A 17,115-nucleotide genomic window follows, 5' to 3' on the forward strand; every position below is an offset into this window, starting at 1 on the left:
GCGGGGATAGGTGCGGGGATCACCATCGCGGGCTCAGCAACGCACCGACCGAGCGGCTGACTTGGCGTTATCCGTTTGGCCTGTCGCGTTCGCTGTCCCATCGCCCCGCTCACTCACCGCACCGGAGCGCTCACTGGCCACTCTACCACAACCATCGACAGCTGACAAGGGTTCCGGCATCCGGTAAACCGCCCCACCGTGAAGAACGTTCGAACACGAGCGCAGGGACGGGAGACGAATCCACAGATGCATGCCGTGCCGGGATTCATCACCTGTCTCAGGGATCAGTCTTAACGTCCAGGATTCTCTCGGGTAGTGTGCGGACTACCAGGGAAAGTCGGCGAACCATGTCGGGCAACGCGATTGGAGGGAAAGTATGCACAAGGGTCACTCGCTCACCCGACGCGATCTCCTCCGCCGTGGGGCGATCCTCGTCGGAAACACCACCGTCTTCTCCGGCCTCCTCGCCTCATGCCGAGGTGCCACACCAGAAGCATCCCCGACGGCAGCTCCAGCACCTGCTGCACTGGCAACACCCACACCGATGACCATGGCTACTCCAGCCGCTTCCCCGACGCCAGCAGCGGCCGCGAAGCGTGGAGGAACGCTGCGGGTCGCCATCATCGGCGAACTGCCGGCACTCGACCCGCAGTTCACCACTGCGACTATTGCGGCGAACATTACCTGGCACATGTTCGAGGCTCTGTTCTATCGGGACAAGCAATTCTCTCCGAAGCCTCTTCTCGCCGAGTCGTACGAATTCACGGAGAACAACAAAGTTTTGACGATCAAACTCCGATCGAACGTGAAGTTTCATGACGGGCGGCCACTGACTGCGGACGATGCGATCGCTTCGCTCCTTCGGTACTCGAAACTCTCGGGGCGCGGGCGCAATCTCTTCACCCGTGTCGCCAATCTCGACAAGGTCGACTCGCACACCATTCGTTTCGAGTCCAAAGAGCCAACCGGTATCGCGCTGAATTTACTTAGCCCAGGTCGATTCCTTCATCATGCCGAAGGATCTTGCTGAAGCCTACCCGGACAAGGGTTTGGAGCAATTCATCGGAACGGGACCATTCAAGTTCAAGGAGCGCTTGCCGGACCGCTACATCGCGCTCGTCCGCAACGAGGACTATACGCCTCTCGATGGCGGCCCTGATGGATACGGCGGCACGAAGATTCCCTACTTCGATGAAATCCGGTTCATCCCGGTTCCCGAGCAAGCTGTTCGTGGTGACGGACTCGTCACCGGCGAGCTCGATTTTGCCGAACAGCTCAGCCTCGACAACTTTGACGCCTTTAAGGCAGAACCGAACTTGTCGCTCCAGGTTACGTTACCCTAGTATTTCTACGGAGCACATTTCAACAAATCGAAAGAAAGTATCATGTCCAACCCGAAGTTGCGCCACGCACTTCTCGCAGCAGTCGATGTCGAGCCGGTCGCCCGAGCGGGATTTTCGCGTCCCGAATTCTATCGTCTCTACTCTAGTCAGTCGGCGCCGGAGACACCCTGGCATACCGACGGCGGAGCGGAGTATTACAACCAGCGCAATCCCGCGAAAGCAAAGCAGCTGCTCGCCGAAGCAGGATATGACGGTCGTCCGATTCGCTGGCTATCGACGAAGGAATACTCGTACAACTACAACATGGCTCTCGTCTTGAAGCAGCAGCTGGAAGCGATCGGCGTGACGATCGATTTGCAAGTCATGGACTGGGCGACGCTCGTCAAGACCCGCAGCCAGCGCGATGCCTGGGATATCTTCATCACCGGTCACGAGTCGTACCAACATCCAGTTCTCCAACCCTACATGAACCCGACCTGGCCTGGTTTTTGGGAAAATGCACAGCGGGATCAGTTGGTCCAGCAGCTCATGGGAGAGACGGACGAGGCTCGGATCAAAGAACTGGCTCGCGAACTCGACCGCGTTTGGTGGGAGGATGCGGTGATGATCAAGGTCTGTGAAGGCGCGACGCTCCGCGGATATACGAAGAAACTGCAGGGGTACGCAAATCTTCCGGACTGGTTCTTCTGGAACTGCTGGTTCGCTTGACGGAGTCCAATCAAGCACCAGTCTGCCGAGAAAGTAGTGAGCCGAGCGAGGGTGCTCGATGACGGCATATATCGTGCGGCGACTTCTCCTCGCCATTCCGGTCATGGTACTCGTGGCAACGGCAACGTTTCTCTTGCTGCACATGACGCCGGGGGATCCCGTCGCTGTCTTGCTCGGCCCGGACGCGACAACGGAACAGATCGCCGAGTTGCGACGCGAACTCGGCCTGAACGACCCTCTATACGTCCAGTACGGCCGCTGGGTGGCAGGAGCGCTGCGCGGCGATCTCGGCAAAGCATCTTCCTCAATAAGCCAGTCACGACAGCCATTGTCGAGCGCCTGGCACCGACGGCCCAGCTCAGTATTCTCGCCTCGCTCGTAGCCATCGTCATCGGCCTCTCGCTCGGCATCCTGTCAGCCGTTCGCCACGGCACAGCACTCGATCTCGGCGCGATGCTCATCGCCATGATCGGTATTTCGATGCCCACATTCTGGCTGGGCCTCAACCTCATTTTCGTCTTCGCTGTGTCGTTCCGCCTGCTTCCACCACAGGGGTATCAACCACTCCACGAGGGGCTCTGGGATAACCTGAGCCGCATGATTCTGCCAGCGATCACTCTCGGCGCCGGGCAGGGAGCTTTTCTGGCTCGGATTACCCGCTCGGTCGTGCTCGAAACGCTCCGAGAGGACTACGTTCGTACAGCCCGGGCCAAAGGCCTCAGTGAACGGCGAGTCCTTTTCGGACACGTGCTGAGAAATGGCCTGATCCCGCTCACGACAGTCATCGGCCTCACGTTCGCTATCCTGATGGGTGGAGCAGTGGTAACAGAACAGGTATTCAATATTCCAGGAATCGGGCGCCTTCTCATCCAGGCAGTCCTGAGACGCGACTTTCCTCTCATTCAGGGCATCGTTTTATTCATCGCATTCCTTTATGTCCTGATCAATCTCGTGATCGACATTCTCTACGCCTTTCTCGATCCGCGTATCCGGTACGCTGAGTGAGGAGGCGAACTCGCGTGACCACAACAGCGTCGACACCGAGGATCATGGGAGAAGCATTCCGCACCCGCCGGTCGCCAGCACGCCGACTCGTCCTGCTGATCCGGCGGTATCCTGGTGGAGTGCTCGGTATCTCGCTCCTCGCCGTGGTCCTCTTCGTCGCCCTTTTCGCTGGCCAATTGACCGACAAGAGTCCGTTGAGCGTCGATCCGATCAATCGTTTGAGTCCGCCCATGCCAGGGCATCCCTTCGGAACCGATAACTTCGGGCGAGACGTCTATGCCCGTACGCTCTATGGAGCACGTACGTCGCTGCTCGCTGGCTTCGGTGTCGCGATCGTCGCTTTGCTGGGTGGAATCGTGTTTGGATTACTCGCAGGGTACTATCGACGGCTGGACACCGTTCTCATGCGCATCATGGACGCGGTGATGGCTTTCCCGGGCATCATCTTGGCTATCGGTATCGTCGCGGCTCGCGGTCCCAGTCTCACGAACGTCATTATCGCGCTCGGTTTCATCTTCATCCCCCGGGTAGCACGCGTCGTCCGCAGTATCGTGCTCGCTGTTCGGGAGTATCAATTTGTCGAAGCTGCCCGTACACTCGGTGCAAGCGACGTACGCATTTTGCTCCGTCACGTTCTTCCCAATGCGTGGTCAGTGGTCGCTATCCAGGGAACGTTCATTTTCGCTGAGGGTGTGCTCGGCGAAGCGACACTCAGCTTTTTGGGTGTCGGGCCTCCACCAGAGTTTCCGAGCTGGGGCAATATCCTCGGTGAAGCTCGACTGTACATCCGCGAGGCACCCTGGCTCATGTTCCTGCCTGGTCTCGCCCTCACACTGACCGTTTTGTCACTGAATCTCATCGGTGACGCGGTTCGTGATGCTCTCGATCCGAGAAGTCGCCGGCGCGTGGCGTAATAACCGTCATTGACCAACAGTGGAGATTACCGCCGATCGTCTCTGCCGAGCGCAGGCCGCGTTTCTGCATGCACTGCTGTCTTCCTTCTTTCTTTACCGTTCTGCTATGCTTGGTAAACAAGGGAGGTAGAACCATGCGCCAAACCACCATCGTACCCGATCGGCCCTCCACACGCGATCAGCTCCTCACCTTGCTCAAGAAGAGCGAAGGGTTGACTGCCGACCAGCTCGCACGCCGACTCGGAATCACCTCCATGGCCGTGCGCAAGCACCTCACCGCGTTGGAACGCGATGGCCTCATCACCACATCGCTCCAGCGCCGCAAGATCGGTCGCCCAGCTCGCCTCTATCGCTTGAGCGAACGCGCTGACGCTCTCTTTCCCCAGCATTATGACACCATGCTGAGTGACGTTCTCCACGATCTCGAGACGCTCGATGGATCAGAGAAGGTCGAACTGGTTCTGCACCGCCGAGTGCAACGGCTCGGCGAGCAACTCGCCGAACGACTCGAGCGGACTCCCACATTGCGTGATCGCGTCCGATACTTGGCCGAAACGCTCGATGCCCTCGGCTACTACACCAGTTGGGAACAGTTGGACGGCGAGACATTCCGTCTCTGTCAGTACCACTGTCCGATCCGGCGCGTCGCCGCTGAGTTTCCAGTAACCTGCGAGGCGGAAGCGGAGTTGTACCGCATCTTGCTCCGAGCTCAGGTGGAACGGCAGTGCCACTTGGCGACTGGCGACGCCTGTTGCTCCTACCTGATCCGTGCACCGGAGATCGTTGCCGCACGGTGAACGATCAGCGCAGCGATCCTAGTAAGAGCCCGATCAACGCGAGACTCCCCGCGAGTGCTGCACAGGTCAGAAGACCGAACAGGACGCCGAGCAGCGCCGCTCGTCGGATGCTGGCCGAGCGTCTCGGCTCCACGGGAATCTTCCCCCCGTCATCGCTTCTCGAAACCCAATCGGGCACTGTTCCCCAGGATGAAGACGTCCGGCACGACTTGTGCCGTCGCCGCGAGCGTCGGCGGTAGGAGACCCAACGCTGCCAGACTCAATCCGACCAGATTATAGAATGCCGTCCCGGCCAGATTCACCCACGCCGTCCGCAGAGCTCGTCGAGCAGCACGGATCGTCTCGGGAATGCGTGCCCAGTCCTCGCGCAAGAGCACCACATCCGCTGTCTCAGCCGCCAAGGCCGTACCCAGCTGCCCCATCGCGATCCCGACATCGGCCTGGGCCAGAGCTGGTGCATCGTTGATGCCGTCGCCCACCATCACGACCACATGCCCCTGCGTTTGGTAAGCCGCGACGATCGCCAGCTTGTCTTCGGGCAGGAGGCGAGCCCGCCAGCTGATCCCGAGCGGCCGAGCCAATGCTTCTGCTGCTCGCTCATGATCGCCCGTCAGGATTTCGATGGTCCGGAATCCCAAGCGACGCAGCTCAGCGACCGCCTCAGCGATCCCTGGTCGGAGTTCGTCGGCGAACGCGACGATCCCGATCGCTTCCTCATCGCGCTCGATGATGACGACTGTCTTCCCTGCTTCCTGGAACGCGGCGATCTCCGGCACCGAAACCTCGTCCGGGTGCGGTGCCCGCACCTGGATCGACCGACCAGCCACCCGTGCGCGGACCCCGATGCCTGGATCGACCACCGACCACTCGGGACGCACCAGAGCGACTCCCCGCTCGCGCGCCGCGATGCGCAGGGCTTCGGCGAGCGGATGCGTCGCAGCGTGTTCAGCTGCCGCTGCCAGACTCAAGAGTTCTTCCACTGAGCAGCGACCGGCCAGCGGCACCACGTCAGTCACCACCGGGCGACCGAGCGTGAGCGTGCCGGTCTTGTCCAGGAGGAGGACATCGGCACGGGCGAGTCGCTCCAGAATCGCCCCACCCTTGATCAGGACACCGCGACGCGCCGCTCGACCGATCGTCGCCACGAACGCCATCGGCGTCGCCAGCGCGAACGCACAGGAGCACGACACGACGAGAACCGCAGCGACCGCCAACGCATCCCGCCGCAGGACCAGTGTCAGCAGGGCGACTCCGACCACGACCGGGAGGTACCAGCCGGAGAAGCGGTCGGCCACTCGTTGCAATCGTCCAGCCTGTCCCTCCGCTGCCTCGACGAGTCGGACGATCCGCGCGAAGGTCGAGCCGGCCGCTTCCGCTGTCGCGCGGACCCGCAACGATCCCGAACGCACGACCGTCGCGGCATAGACTGGGTCACCCGCAGCGACCGCACGGGGCAGCGGTTCTCCGGTCAGCGCTGCCTCATCGACGAGCGCTGTCCCCTCCAGCACGGTCCCATCGACTGGAATCGCTTCACCGGTGCGGACGAGCACGATCTCTCCTCGTGAGACGCTTCCGGCAGGCACCTCGAGCTCGCTTCCGTCCCGCTCCACGCGCGCCAGTTGCGGGGCGAGTGCCGCGAGTTCTCGCAGGGCACGGCCGGCCTGCCGACCTGTCACGTCTTCGAGTGCCGAACCGAGACGCATGAACAGAACGACAATGGTAGCGGCCGCCCACGCACCGACCACCATCGCGGCGAACGCACCGATCGTCATTAGGGTATGAGCGGTGACGCGCCGCTGCCAGCTCGCACGCGCCACGTCCCGGAAAACCGGCCAGCCGCCGAACGCGATCCCGAGTAGCCAGATCGGCCAAGGAATCACCCGGTTCGCGCGCTCCACCAGTCCCACGAGCTCGGCCACGACGACTCCCAGCACGACCGCGACCGCGACACCGCTCAGCACCGCGACTCGGCGCCATGCCCGCTGGGTGTCCGCCGCCGGTTCGCTGCCGACGGTGTAACCGGCGCGAGCCAGCGCACGCGCGATCGCTACCCGGTCGACTCGCGTGGGATCGAGCACGACAGCGACCTTGCGGGCGACCGGGAAACCCTCGACATCGAGCACGCCCGGCACCGTCCGGAGGGCCTGCTCGACGTGCTGTGCGCACTCCGCGCAATCCAGCTCCGCCACCGGGAGAATGAGGGTCGTCCAGCGCTTCTGTTCGTCAGCGGAGCGCACCGACTCGGCCATCGCCGACCTCCAGACGCTCTTCGCCCCGATCATGACGCGGGCAGGCAGCAACTCCGGTCGCGCTCTCCGCGAGCACCCGTTCCGCCAGTTCCAAGAGTGTAGCGACACGCTGGTCGCTCAAGCTGTAGCGGACACGCTGCCCGTCTCGCTGGCGCACGACCAATCCGCAGTCGCGCAAGCAGCGGAGATGATTGGAGACGTTGGAGAGCCTCTGGCCGGTCGAGACAGCGATTTCCCCCACCGTCGCCGGTGCCGAACGGAGGACTTCCAGGATGGCCAGTCGGCTCGGATCGGTGAATGGGCGAAAGAGCTTGTCCTTGATTGCCAACCGTCGCCGGTCGACCATATGTCCTCCAGCATGTCAGCAATGACTGCATTTCAACATACCCGATCGCCCGAGTGCGCGGTAACGATCGATGTGACGAGTCACCGCGATGCGCGCTGACCGAAATCCGCCGAAAGAGACATCGAGGAAATGCGCCCGGCGGAGTGACCCCGTCATCGGCTCGGTGCGAACGACCTCCTGTTGGCGTGCACCGCTCGGGGCAGTTCAGGCCAGAAAAAGCAGGAGCACGGTATCGAGGGCTGCCGAAGTGCGTCGCCGCCTCACCACCGACGCTGGATGCGTGCCGCCGCGGGCAACGCTGGTTCAGCCGGTTCGAGCAGGATGCGCGCAGCCACGACCACCCCAGCCACTGGCGCGCCGGATCACTGCAGTGAACTACCTTCCCTTCTCGAGAGGCGGCGCGACCCAAATCGTCCCCAGGAGCTGAGCTCGTACAGTCGTACTCAGGATGTGGTCGCGGACACCGCGCTCGCGACGCGCCGGAAGGGTTCGAGGAATGCAGCCACACGGGCAGCGAGAACCGGTGTGTCAGAGGGCATCAGCGATCTGCTTTAATCGAAAGGCGAAGCGAACGGGACGGCAGAGTGGCAGGAGCAAAGAACGATGCCAGAAACGATCGGCGTCTTCGTCGCCTGGCCCTACGCCAACGGTGATCTCCATCTCGGTCATGTCGCCGGTGTCTACATTCCCGCCGATACCTTCGCCCGCTATCACCGGTTGCGCGGCAACCGCGTTCTCATGGTGAGCGGGAGCGACGCGCATGGGACGCCGATCACGGTGGCCGCAGAGCGCGAAGGTGTGACACCAGAAGCGATCTTCAAGCGGTACCACCGGCGCTTTTTGGAGACCTATCAGCAACTGGGGATCTCCTTCGATCTCTTTACCCATACGCATACTGCGAATCATTTCCGGGTCGCACAAGAGATTTTCCGTACTCTGTACGAGAAGGGATACATCTTTACACAGACGCAAACCCAGCTCTATTGTGAGTACGATCGACGGTTCTTGCCCGATCGGTACGTCGAAGGTACCTGCCCGTATTGCGGGTACCCCAACGCGCGCGGTGACCAGTGCGACCATTGCGGCCGAACGCTCGATGCGATCGATTTGATCGATCCGCGCTGCCGGCTCTGCGGGCAACGACCCGTTCCCCGCGAGACCGAGCATTTCTTTTTCGATCTCCCCGCTTTCACCGACCGCTTGCTCGCCTATTTGGAACGCCAGACGCACTGGCGGCCCAATGTCCAGCACTTCGTCCGCAACTTCATCCAAGATGGCCTCAAACCGCGCCCCGTCTCGCGGGACTTGGAGTGGGGCATCCCGCTTCCTCTTCCCGGCTACGAGCACAAGGTCATGTATGTGTGGTTCGAGGCGGTCATCGGCTACCTCTCAGCGAGCATCGAGTGGGCACTCGCCGAGGGCCAGCCGGAGGCCTGGCAAGCCTGGTGGCGGGATCCGGGGGCTCGCGGCTATTACTTCATCGGCAAGGACAACATTCCTTTCCACGCGATCATCTGGCCAGCCGAGCTCATGGGTTACGACGAATCGCTCAATCTCCCCTACGACATCCCGGCTAACGAGTTCCTCAATTTGGAGGGCCAGCAGTTCTCGACGAGCCGCAACTGGGCCATCTGGGTCCCCGACTTCCTCTCGCGCTATGCGCCCGATCCCTTGCGCGACTACCTCACCAGCATCGCTCCAGAGACGCGCGACAGCGAGTTCACCTGGCAAGGTTTCGTCGAGCGCAACAACAACGAACTCTTGGCGACCTGGGGCAATCTCGTCCACCGCATCCTGACCTTCGTCCAGGCCCGCTTCGAAGGATGCGTGCCGGAACCCGGCGAACTCGATGGCCGTGACCATCTCCTGCTCGACCAGATCGCTACCGGATTCCAGCGGATCGGTGACCTCTATGCGCGCGTCGAACTGAAAGCGGCTCAGCGCGAAGCGATGGCGCTGGCCCGCGAGGTCAATCGGTACCTCGACGAGAAAGCGCCCTGGTTCCAGATCAGGGAGGATCGCGCCGCCGCAGCGACCACCCTCTTCGTCGCGCTGCGCGCCATCGACTCGCTCAAGCTCCTTCTCGCCCCGATCCTTCCGTTCACCAGCGAGCAGCTGCACCGCCTGCTCGGCTATCGCGACCGGCTGTTCGGTGACATCGTGATCGAGCCCGGGCCGGAGACCGGCGGGCACGAGGTGCTGCGCTATCGGCCAGCCGCGAGCGAGGGACGAGATCGCTGGGCACCGAGCGAGCTGGAGGCTGGTCGCCCGCTGCTTACTCCGCACCCGCTCTACCAGAAGCTCGAGGAGAGCGTGATCGAGGAAGAGCGACAGCGGCTCTTGGCGCAGTCACGCTGAGGCGGTTCGTCGCGGGAAGCTCGCGCGACTCCGTCACGAGGCTTCCCTTCCGGCCTGCTGTTTCCTCCTCTACGCCGCCGTCGGCAGCCGGCGCGGATGCGCTCACCCGCCACGACACCCGCCTGACCAGCCGTGTCCCGGCACGCTCGCTGAGCGTCCGCTGTCCTGTGGTGGGAGAACCAGCCGAGCGAGGAGAACCCTACCCGCCCGCGAACCGTGTCCCTCCGTCGTTCGGCGATCCGCTAGGCGACAGGCGACACGCTGGCTCGCTCGTTAGCCAAGGCGGGCCAACTCCTGATACCGGCGATAGCCGGCATAGACGCGTTGGACGTACTCAGCCGTTTCCCGATACGGAATCCACGCAACGAAGAGATCGGGGTCACTGGTCGGTCGTTCAGCGAGCCACTGTTGGACGGCTCCCGGCCCTGCGTTGTAGCTCGCGAGGGCAAGAACGAGGTCACCACTGAATTGGCGCAGGCGCTGGGCAAGCTCCGCTGCCCCGAGCACGATGCTCGTCTGCGGGCGGAAGGCATCCGCTGGATCCCAGTTGGGGAAGCCCAGCTGCCGAGCCAGGGCCGCTGCCGTTTCCGGCATGACCTGCGTCAGTCCGCGGGCACCAGCTGGCGAGACGGCAGTCGGCTCGAACCCGCTCTCCTGCCGGATCAACGCGGCGAGCAGCAAGGGATCGATGCCAAAACGCTCGCTGGCCGCAACGAGTACTTCCGGATAAGGAATCGGCGCCAGGAAACGTGCCCGAACCCGCTCAGGCACTCGTTCGTCGGTCGCCAGGTCTCTTGCGATGCGATAGGCGTACGCTGCCTCACCACGCTCCAGGAGAAGCCATCCGAAGACGGCGAGCGACACCGGCCGATCCCGTAATTCCTCCCGGGCAGCATCGATTTCCCAGCCAGCAGCCTCTCGCAGCCCAGCATCGAGGAGCACGAGTGCCCGCCGGGGCGCACCGGTTCGGTCGATGTCCTGCCGAACCGCAGCGAGATCTTCGCCTCTGCTGACCAGCCAAGCACGCACCACATCGGCCTCCGAGTCGAGCGAGAGTGATCCAACCGGCTGCTGCAGGGTCGCCGTGCGGCCGGACAGCAGATCCGCGGCCCGCTGTCCCCAAAAGCTGTCAGGATCGCGCTGAGAGGCGCGAGACCACCATTCGCGTGCTTCGGCGGGCTCGCCGCTCGCTGCCAGAGCCTTGCCGTACCAGTAGGCCGCGCGGGGATCGCCCGCCTCCGCCTCCACGCGCCAGAGATCGCGGGCCTGGTCGTACGCACCACGCGCAAAGGCGAGGAGACCGAGCCGGAAACGGGCCTCGCGTGCTGCCACCGTCTCTGGATACTGTGCCAGGACGCGGCGGTACAGCGCCTCCGCCGCCGGTTCGTTCCTCCACTCGAGGAGCGTCCCAGCGGTCACCAGGGCATCCGGCGTTCGTGCGTCTTGCGGGTAGCGATCCGCCATCGCGGCGAGTTCTTCGATGCCTGCGACGAGATCGCCTGCGCGCACCCGCGCGATCGCCCGTTGGTACCAGGCCTCGGCTCGCGTCGGATCGCTCGCCAGGAGAGCAGTGAAGGCAGCGACCGCCTCCCGGTACCGTCCCGCCGAGAAGAAGATCGCCGCGCGTCGCTCGATCGGCACCGTCTCCGCTGCCCCGAGCGCAGCCAGTTCGTCGAACGCCTGCGCGGCAGCCGGACTGGTCGGTGCCTCGTCGATCGCCCGTGCGAAGTCGGCCCGGGCGGCTGCCGCATTCCCGCGCTGCTGCTCGACACGACCGCGCTGGAGCAAGAGCGAAGCGCGATAGCTGGGGATCGTCGCCAGATCGAGCAGGCGATGGAGTGTCGCGCCGAGCACTGGGAGATCGCCGCGCTGTTCGGCCCGGGCACGCCGCCATTCCAGGGCGGCCACCGCGAGCCGCCGGAGCGGCGCTGTCGCCACGATCTGCTCGACCAACGCTTCCGCCTCGTCCGCACGACCAGCCTGCACGAGCGGATCGAGCGCACGATACTCGAGATAGGGCGCGATCTCAGGCAACAACGCGCGAGCAGCCAAGAACTCCTCGGCTGCTCGGTCAGGTTGGCCACGCGCCAGCAGCGCCTCGCCGGCGATCACGAGTGCCAACCCCGTCTCCCGCGTGGCGGAAGCCTGCCGTGCCACCGCCGCAGCGAGCTCCAGCGCTGCCGCGGCATCCCCACCAGCGAGCATCGCGCGAGCCAACACCAAGCGCGCTCGGGTCCGCAACGTCGGATCGCTCGCCCCCAAGGCAGGCGCGACGACCCGGGAAGCCCGTGCCGGCGATCCGGCCGCCAACAGTCGCTCCGCCCGGAGGAGCGCCTCGGTTGGATCGTCCGGGGTCGGCAGCGTGTCGCTCTCACCCGGTTGGGCGACGATCCCGCCCTGCTGCTCGCTGGCCGGCAGGCCCGAGGAGTGCTCGCCCGACCAGGGAACGGTAGCGAGGACGACGAGCACCGCGAGCGCGAGTAGCCCGGTGTGCACCAGTCCGCGGCGTATCCCGCCCATGTTCTCCACCCTGCTCAGCGAGGCCCTGGTTTCAGGATAGACGGAAACGCTTCGGGAGACATGACACCGACCGTGCCCGTTTACCTTCCGGTTACCGAACGCGTGCCATGCTCGACCGAGGAAGGAGGAAATGCATGCACGGCTGGTTCCATGGGCCAGGGCGTTTTCCGGTTCGCGACTTCACCGACTGGATGTGGATCGGGGTCATCCAAGCGCTCGTCTGGTTACTCGTCGTGGCTGCTGCGATTCTTCTGCTTGCTTGGCTGCTCCGGAGAGTCAGCCGCGAACGGGCTCCGGTGACCAGCGACCGGGCACGTGCCATCCTGGACGAGCGGTACGCGCGTGGTGAGCTGACGCGTGAGGAGTACCTGGCGATGCGCCGCGATCTCGAAGGGAGTTCCTGAACGCGGTCGATAGCGGCGCGAGCAGCGGAAAGACCTCGCCAGTGCCTGCTGGAACGATCGATTGCCCGCAGGGCCCGCGTCAGACGCTCGTCGCTAAAGCGTCGACCGAATACACCCCTGGGGTATAATGCGTTTCGAACGGAAGGAGAGACGCCTTGATGCCGTGCCCGGGCTGTGGCCCTTGGGGTGGAATGTGGGGTTGGGGTGCCTGGTGGTGGGGGCTCGTCATGCTCGTGTTCTGGATCCTGATTCTGGTTGGCGTCGTTCTCCTCATCATTTGGCTGGTCCGCCAGTTCACGCAGACCGGTGGAGCAGGCAGTCGGAGCGGAACGAGCCGCGCGCTGGAGATTCTCCAGGAGCGATACGCTCGGGGAGAGATCACCCGCGAGCAATACGAAGCGATGCGTCGGGATCTCCTCGGGGAAAGCTCGTCGTGAGTCGCACGCTTCTGGTCAGTGGAATCGCGCTTCTGCTCGTGGGCTTCGCCGGCCTGGGGGTCACGAGCGCCGTCCTGACCCGACCGCCCGGTTCGGACCATGCGGTCGTCCGCGGCCAGTGGATCTTTTTGACCGGCACCGACCCTGATACCGGTCTGCCGATTCCATCCAGCGGCGGACCGATGATGCTGATAGCCTGCGCCGACTGCTACGGTCCGGATGGACGCGGGTTGCGGACGCCGATGTTCGTCAGTCCGGATATCCGATACCGGAATCTGACCGATCCCGCCGGCATGGTCGAGCCTGACGGCACCCGTGGCCCACAGTACCGGTCCGATGAGGAGATCCGACGCGCGATCACGGACGGCATCGGCCCAGATGGCGAGGCTCTGGCCTGGCCGATGCCTCGCTGGCACCTGACCGACCAGCAATTCGCTGATCTCCTCGCGTATCTGAAGGCGCTCCCCTGAATGGCGAACAAGTGATCGCGGTGCTCCCCCACGGAACTGCTACTGCTACAATCGCTGCCGATGGTGCACCGTGGAGCCAGCGATGACGGTCGATATCAGTCTGGTGATTCCCGCCTACAACGAGGAGCAGCGATTGCCGCGCTCGCTCGAGGTCATCGCCGCCTACTTGACGAGGCAACCCTGGAACTGGGAAGTCATCGTCGCCGATGACGGCAGCGAGGACACCACGCCCGATATCGTCTGGGCATGGAGCGCGCGCGATCCGCGCTTCGTCCTGCTTCGTCTACCGCACCAGGGGAAAGCTGCTGCCGTGCGGAGCGGTGTCCTGGCGGCCCGCGGCCGCTTCATCCTTTTCACCGATGCCGACCTCTCGACACCCATCGAGTACGTCGAGCCAGCCCTCGCCTTGCTCCGCGAGGGTTGGGACATCGTCATCGGGTCGCGGGAGGGCGCAGCAGCTCGGCGGATCGGCGAACCTTGGCACCGTCACGCTATGGGGCGGGTGTACAACTGGCTGGTGCAGTTGCTGCTCCTCCCGGGCATCGAGGATACCCAGTGCGGTTTCAAGGGGTTCCGGCGCGAGGTCGCGCACGATCTCTTCCAGCGCACGCAGCTCTATCGCGATGGTCAGCGCCCGATCCGCGGACCGCGCGTCACCGGCTTCGACGTCGAAGTGCTCTACATCGCTCGCCGGCGCGGCTACCGGTTGGCCGTGCTACCTGTCACGTGGCGACACGTCGAGGGCTCGAAAGTCCGCCCAGCTGTCGATTCCCTCCTCATGCTGCGTGACGTCCTCGTGGTCCGCTGGAATGCCTGGCGGGGCGCTTACGAGAGCGAAGCGGCTCCCGTCCAGGAACGGCTCCCCGGTGATTGAACCCATCATCGCCACTCGACATCCGGAGGATCGGCCATGACGACACTCTACGCGATCACCGGGAACGATGTCGTCCTCCTGCGGGAGTCGCCCCGCGGCTGGCGGGCCGAGCCGCTCCTGCGCGACGTCGGTGCCCAATGCATCGCGGTCGACCCGCAGGATCCGATTCGGCTGGTCGTCGGCACCTTCGATCGCGGGCTCTTCCTGAGCGAGGACGCTGGCTGGTCATGGCGGCAAGCGACCGGGCTGCCGGCGCAGCGCGTTCTCGCGGTCGCGATCAGCCCCTCGCGCGTCGTCGGCGGGCGCGGGGTCATCTTTGCCGGAGCCGAGCCGAGCGCGCTCTACTGGAGCGAAGACAACGGATCATCGTGGCAGGAGGCAGCCAGCCTCCGCGCATTGCCTAGTGCTCCCAGTTGGTCGTTTCCACCGCGCCCCTGGACCTCGCACGTCCGGGCGATCGCCGTTTCACCCAGGGACCCGAACCTGATCCTAGTCGGTATCGAGCTCGGTGGCGTCCTCCGCAGTACCGACGGTGGAGTCACGTGGGCCGATCAACGCCCCGGGTGCTACCTCGACTGCCACGCACTGCTACTGCACCCAGCAGCACCGAACCTGGTCTACGAAGCGGCTGGCGGTGGAGTGGCGGTCAGCCGTGACGCCGGAGACACCTGGCGCGCCGAGGACGAGGGAATCGACCGTCGTTACGTGTGGGCACTCGCCTCTCCACCGGACGATCCAGCTCTCTGGTTCGTTTCCGCCGCCCCCGGGCCACGCGAGGCGCACGGTCCGGGGCCGCGCCGCGATGCGATCCCGATCCGCGTGGGGGAAGCGCACGCCCGCATCTTCCGGCGAATCGCCGATGAACCCTGGCGACCGGTCGAAGGGTTGCCGGATCCGCTCCCTTCGATGCCGTATGCGCTGCTCATCCCACCCGGGGAACCACGAACGCTCTACATCGGCCTCCGAGATGGTCGTCTGTGGCGCGGTCGCGAATGGGGATCGATCTGGGAAGAATTGCCAGTTCGTCTCGATTCCGTCCTGGTGCTCGCCGCTGCGGTCGCGTGAGCGCCGGATCCCTGGCTGCGAACCCCGAACCTCGGAGTGTCACAGCGTGGCTGATCGCTGGCGTGTCCAGCCGAGACGGAACAACCAGGCCAGCACGACCAGGTTGAACAGGGAGAGCAGCCACAGGCCGAGCGCGAATCGGTGCGGCTCTCCGGCGCTGAGTTGCCCGATCGCTGTGCCGAAGATGCTCGCCAGCACCGTGCTCCCAAAGCCGACGAGGCTGCTCGCGAATCCGGCAATCCGGCCGAGCGACTCGAGCGCCGCGCTGTTGGCATTCGGGAAGATCAGGGCGATCGCGAAAAACATGAGCACCACACCTGCCCAAAAAGCGAGGAACTGCGGCCTCGCGGCGCTGGTCACGACGAGCGCGGTGGTCGCCAGCGCGAGGAGCACGAGCGCGGCCGGCAGAACGCGTCGGAGTCCGAGCCGCGTAACGAGCGAGCCGTTGGTGAGCGTCCCCACCACTTGCGCGAAGCCACCAGCCGCGAAGGCGAGCGCGAACGCCTCGTTCGAAAATCCGAAGTACCCCTTGACCAGTTGCGGGGCACTGGCCAGATAGGCCTGCAGCACACCATAGCTGGCGCCCAGGACGAGTGTGAAGGCGATGCTCGGTTTCGCTGCCCAGAAAGCGCGTGCCGCACGCCAGAGATGATCGGGATTCTGACGAGCGCGACGACTCGGCGGTAACGTCTCCGGAACGCGCAGGAGCACCCACCCGAGCAGACACACGGCGAGGACCACCAGGAAGGCGAAGGGAGCACGCCATCCCCAGCGCAAGAGCAGGACGCCGAGCGAAGGGGCGAACAGGGGAGCCGCCAAAAGCACCATGAAGGCGAAGGAGAGAATCCGCGCCATCGCCTCTCCACGAAAGGCATCGCGGACCATAGCAGTTCCGGTCGCGCGTAGCCCGGACGCGAAACATCCTTGAACGAAGCGCAGAGCGAGCAACAGCCCGAAGGTCGGCGCGAACAGGATCGCGAGAACGGCGACCCCGTAGCCACCGGCAGCGAGGAGCAAGGGAACACGACGCCCGATCTGGTCACTGAGTGGACCGAAGAACAGCTGGCCGATCGCGAACCCCAAGAAGTAGACGTTCACGACCAGCTGGGCACGCGTCTCGTCGATCCGGAAGGCGAACGCGATGTCTCGTAGAGCCGGGAGCATGATGTCGATGGCGAAGGCACTCATCGCCATGAGCAGACCGAGCACGGCCGTCAGTTCCCAGACCGGGAGCACCCGGCTGCGAGCCGTTTCGGTCGGGACTGTCGCTGATCGGCCATCTCCCATGATCACCCCCGTGCGCTGCCCGGGCGAGTATACGCTGCACAGCGCCGCAGCAGGACACGACCGTTTCGCACGGAATCGATCCAGCACTCCATCCATCGCGCGCCTTGTTCCCCGGCGGGCATGGCGCGACTTCCGCAGATGCGTGCGACCGGATCGTGTCCCGTCCGGTTCCTCGGTGGGCGGAGATCGGCTCGCACTGACGGACGCCCGCGTCTCGTCAACCCGCGAACGCGGGTAGTCGCGAGAGGTCGGCCGCCGGTCGCGCTTCGGGCTCGCGAGCCGTTGCCCCTGCCGTGGACACCCTCCCCACAGATGCTCGCCGTCCGTCACCGCAGTCC

General features: G+C 64.4%; 16 protein-coding genes and 1 pseudogene. 12 read left to right on the plus strand and 5 right to left on the minus strand.

Going from position 1 to position 17,115, the window contains the following annotated elements:
- The first annotated feature begins 376 nt into the window (after positions 1 to 376).
- From ACWIVK_RS05740 to ACWIVK_RS05765, 6 genes and pseudogenes are all read left to right on the plus strand, one after another.
- Complete coding sequence (locus ACWIVK_RS05740) at positions 377 to 1,030, plus strand: ABC transporter substrate-binding protein (protein WP_448575618.1); 654 nt, start codon at positions 377 to 379, stop codon at positions 1,028 to 1,030.
- Positions 1,011 to 2,051, plus strand: a pseudogene (locus tag ACWIVK_RS05745) (ABC transporter substrate-binding protein). Before ACWIVK_RS05740 ends, ACWIVK_RS05745 begins: the two are co-directional and overlap by 20 nt.
- A gap of 58 nt (positions 2,052 to 2,109) precedes the next feature.
- Positions 2,110 to 2,433, plus strand: coding sequence for a hypothetical protein (locus tag ACWIVK_RS05750; RefSeq protein WP_448575619.1), 324 nt, complete (start codon positions 2,110 to 2,112; stop codon positions 2,431 to 2,433).
- Between the two features lie 71 nt (positions 2,434 to 2,504).
- A complete protein-coding gene (locus tag ACWIVK_RS05755) occupies positions 2,505 to 3,056 on the plus strand; it encodes an ABC transporter permease (RefSeq protein WP_448575620.1) in 552 nt (183 codons plus the stop codon).
- Between the two features lie 14 nt (positions 3,057 to 3,070).
- The gene (locus ACWIVK_RS05760; protein WP_448575621.1) at positions 3,071 to 3,970 is read left to right on the plus strand and encodes an ABC transporter permease; all 900 of its coding nucleotides are present in this window, start codon (positions 3,071 to 3,073) and stop codon (positions 3,968 to 3,970) included.
- A 134-nt stretch (positions 3,971 to 4,104) separates the two neighbouring features.
- Positions 4,105 to 4,767: a helix-turn-helix transcriptional regulator gene (locus tag ACWIVK_RS05765; protein WP_448575622.1), complete on the plus strand. Its 663-nt coding sequence runs from the start codon at positions 4,105 to 4,107 to the stop codon at positions 4,765 to 4,767.
- A gap of 4 nt (positions 4,768 to 4,771) precedes the next feature.
- On the opposite strand, the gene ACWIVK_RS05770 is transcribed toward ACWIVK_RS05765, so the two are convergent.
- From ACWIVK_RS05770 to ACWIVK_RS05780, 3 genes are read right to left on the minus strand one after another with little or no spacing between them, the layout of a single operon-like run.
- Complete coding sequence (locus tag ACWIVK_RS05770) at positions 4,772 to 4,900, minus strand: hypothetical protein (protein WP_448575623.1); 129 nt, start codon at positions 4,898 to 4,900, stop codon at positions 4,772 to 4,774.
- 16 nt (positions 4,901 to 4,916) lie between these two features.
- A complete protein-coding gene (locus ACWIVK_RS05775; RefSeq protein ID WP_448575624.1) occupies positions 4,917 to 7,016 on the minus strand; it encodes a heavy metal translocating P-type ATPase in 2,100 nt (699 codons plus the stop codon).
- On the minus strand, positions 6,991 to 7,362 hold the full coding sequence (locus tag ACWIVK_RS05780; protein ID WP_448575625.1) for an ArsR/SmtB family transcription factor: 372 nt from the start codon (positions 7,360 to 7,362) through the stop codon (positions 6,991 to 6,993). The genes ACWIVK_RS05775 and ACWIVK_RS05780 overlap by 26 nt, the downstream gene beginning before the upstream one ends.
- 603 nt (positions 7,363 to 7,965) lie before the next feature.
- On the opposite strand from ACWIVK_RS05780, the gene metG reads away from it, so the two are divergent.
- On the plus strand, positions 7,966 to 9,720 hold the full coding sequence (metG, locus tag ACWIVK_RS05785) for a methionine--tRNA ligase (RefSeq protein WP_448575626.1): 1,755 nt from the start codon (positions 7,966 to 7,968) through the stop codon (positions 9,718 to 9,720).
- Positions 9,721 to 9,993: 273 nt separating this feature from the next.
- Here the strand turns inward: metG and ACWIVK_RS05790 are convergent, their stop codons facing one another.
- Positions 9,994 to 12,240 carry a lytic transglycosylase domain-containing protein gene (locus tag ACWIVK_RS05790; protein WP_448575627.1) on the minus strand — a complete coding sequence of 749 codons (2,247 nt, stop codon included), beginning with the start codon at positions 12,238 to 12,240 and terminating at the stop codon, positions 9,994 to 9,996.
- Between the two features lie 134 nt (positions 12,241 to 12,374).
- On the opposite strand from ACWIVK_RS05790, the gene ACWIVK_RS05795 reads away from it, so the two are divergent.
- From ACWIVK_RS05795 to ACWIVK_RS05815, 5 genes are all read left to right on the plus strand, one after another.
- Positions 12,375 to 12,644 (plus strand): SHOCT domain-containing protein, encoded by a 270-nt coding sequence (locus ACWIVK_RS05795; protein WP_448575628.1) that lies wholly within the window; start codon positions 12,375 to 12,377, stop codon positions 12,642 to 12,644.
- 158 nt (positions 12,645 to 12,802) lie between these two features.
- Positions 12,803 to 13,081 (plus strand): SHOCT domain-containing protein, encoded by a 279-nt coding sequence (locus ACWIVK_RS05800; protein WP_448575629.1) that lies wholly within the window; start codon positions 12,803 to 12,805, stop codon positions 13,079 to 13,081.
- Positions 13,078 to 13,551 carry a c-type cytochrome gene (locus ACWIVK_RS05805; RefSeq protein WP_448575630.1) on the plus strand — a complete coding sequence of 158 codons (474 nt, stop codon included), beginning with the start codon at positions 13,078 to 13,080 and terminating at the stop codon, positions 13,549 to 13,551. The genes ACWIVK_RS05800 and ACWIVK_RS05805 overlap by 4 nt, the downstream gene beginning before the upstream one ends.
- Before the next feature lie 82 nt (positions 13,552 to 13,633).
- Positions 13,634 to 14,425: a dolichyl-phosphate beta-glucosyltransferase gene (locus ACWIVK_RS05810; RefSeq protein ID WP_448575631.1), complete on the plus strand. Its 792-nt coding sequence runs from the start codon at positions 13,634 to 13,636 to the stop codon at positions 14,423 to 14,425.
- A 36-nt stretch (positions 14,426 to 14,461) separates the two neighbouring features.
- Entirely contained in the window at positions 14,462 to 15,490 is a 1,029-nt protein-coding gene (locus ACWIVK_RS05815) for a WD40/YVTN/BNR-like repeat-containing protein (RefSeq protein WP_448575632.1), read from the plus strand.
- 39 nt (positions 15,491 to 15,529) lie between these two features.
- On the opposite strand, the gene ACWIVK_RS05820 is transcribed toward ACWIVK_RS05815, so the two are convergent.
- Positions 15,530 to 16,777 (minus strand): multidrug effflux MFS transporter, encoded by a 1,248-nt coding sequence (locus tag ACWIVK_RS05820; protein ID WP_448575633.1) that lies wholly within the window; start codon positions 16,775 to 16,777, stop codon positions 15,530 to 15,532.
- Positions 16,778 to 17,115: the final 338 nt, after the last annotated feature.

This window comes from Thermomicrobium sp. (genome assembly GCF_053493975.1).

Excerpts from the sequence above, each read along its gene's own strand:
- ACWIVK_RS05740 (WP_448575618.1), top strand. The coding sequence starts at position 377 with ATGCACAAGGGTCACTCGCTCACCCGACGCGATCTCCTCCGCCGTGGG.
- ACWIVK_RS05750 (WP_448575619.1), top strand. The coding sequence starts at position 2,110 with ATGACGGCATATATCGTGCGGCGACTTCTCCTCGCCATTCCGGTCATG.
- ACWIVK_RS05755 (WP_448575620.1), top strand. The coding sequence starts at position 2,505 with ATGCTCATCGCCATGATCGGTATTTCGATGCCCACATTCTGGCTGGGC.
- ACWIVK_RS05765 (WP_448575622.1), top strand. The coding sequence starts at position 4,105 with ATGCGCCAAACCACCATCGTACCCGATCGGCCCTCCACACGCGATCAG.
- ACWIVK_RS05775 (WP_448575624.1), bottom strand. The coding sequence starts at position 7,016 with ATGGCCGAGTCGGTGCGCTCCGCTGACGAACAGAAGCGCTGGACGACC.
- ACWIVK_RS05780 (WP_448575625.1), bottom strand. The coding sequence starts at position 7,362 with ATGGTCGACCGGCGACGGTTGGCAATCAAGGACAAGCTCTTTCGCCCA.
- metG (WP_448575626.1), top strand. The coding sequence starts at position 7,966 with ATGCCAGAAACGATCGGCGTCTTCGTCGCCTGGCCCTACGCCAACGGT.
- ACWIVK_RS05790 (WP_448575627.1), bottom strand. The coding sequence starts at position 12,240 with ATGGGCGGGATACGCCGCGGACTGGTGCACACCGGGCTACTCGCGCTC.
- ACWIVK_RS05795 (WP_448575628.1), top strand. The coding sequence starts at position 12,375 with ATGCACGGCTGGTTCCATGGGCCAGGGCGTTTTCCGGTTCGCGACTTC.
- ACWIVK_RS05800 (WP_448575629.1), top strand. The coding sequence starts at position 12,803 with ATGCCGTGCCCGGGCTGTGGCCCTTGGGGTGGAATGTGGGGTTGGGGT.
- ACWIVK_RS05810 (WP_448575631.1), top strand. The coding sequence starts at position 13,634 with ATGACGGTCGATATCAGTCTGGTGATTCCCGCCTACAACGAGGAGCAG.
- ACWIVK_RS05815 (WP_448575632.1), top strand. The coding sequence starts at position 14,462 with ATGACGACACTCTACGCGATCACCGGGAACGATGTCGTCCTCCTGCGG.
- ACWIVK_RS05820 (WP_448575633.1), bottom strand. The coding sequence starts at position 16,777 with ATGGGAGATGGCCGATCAGCGACAGTCCCGACCGAAACGGCTCGCAGC.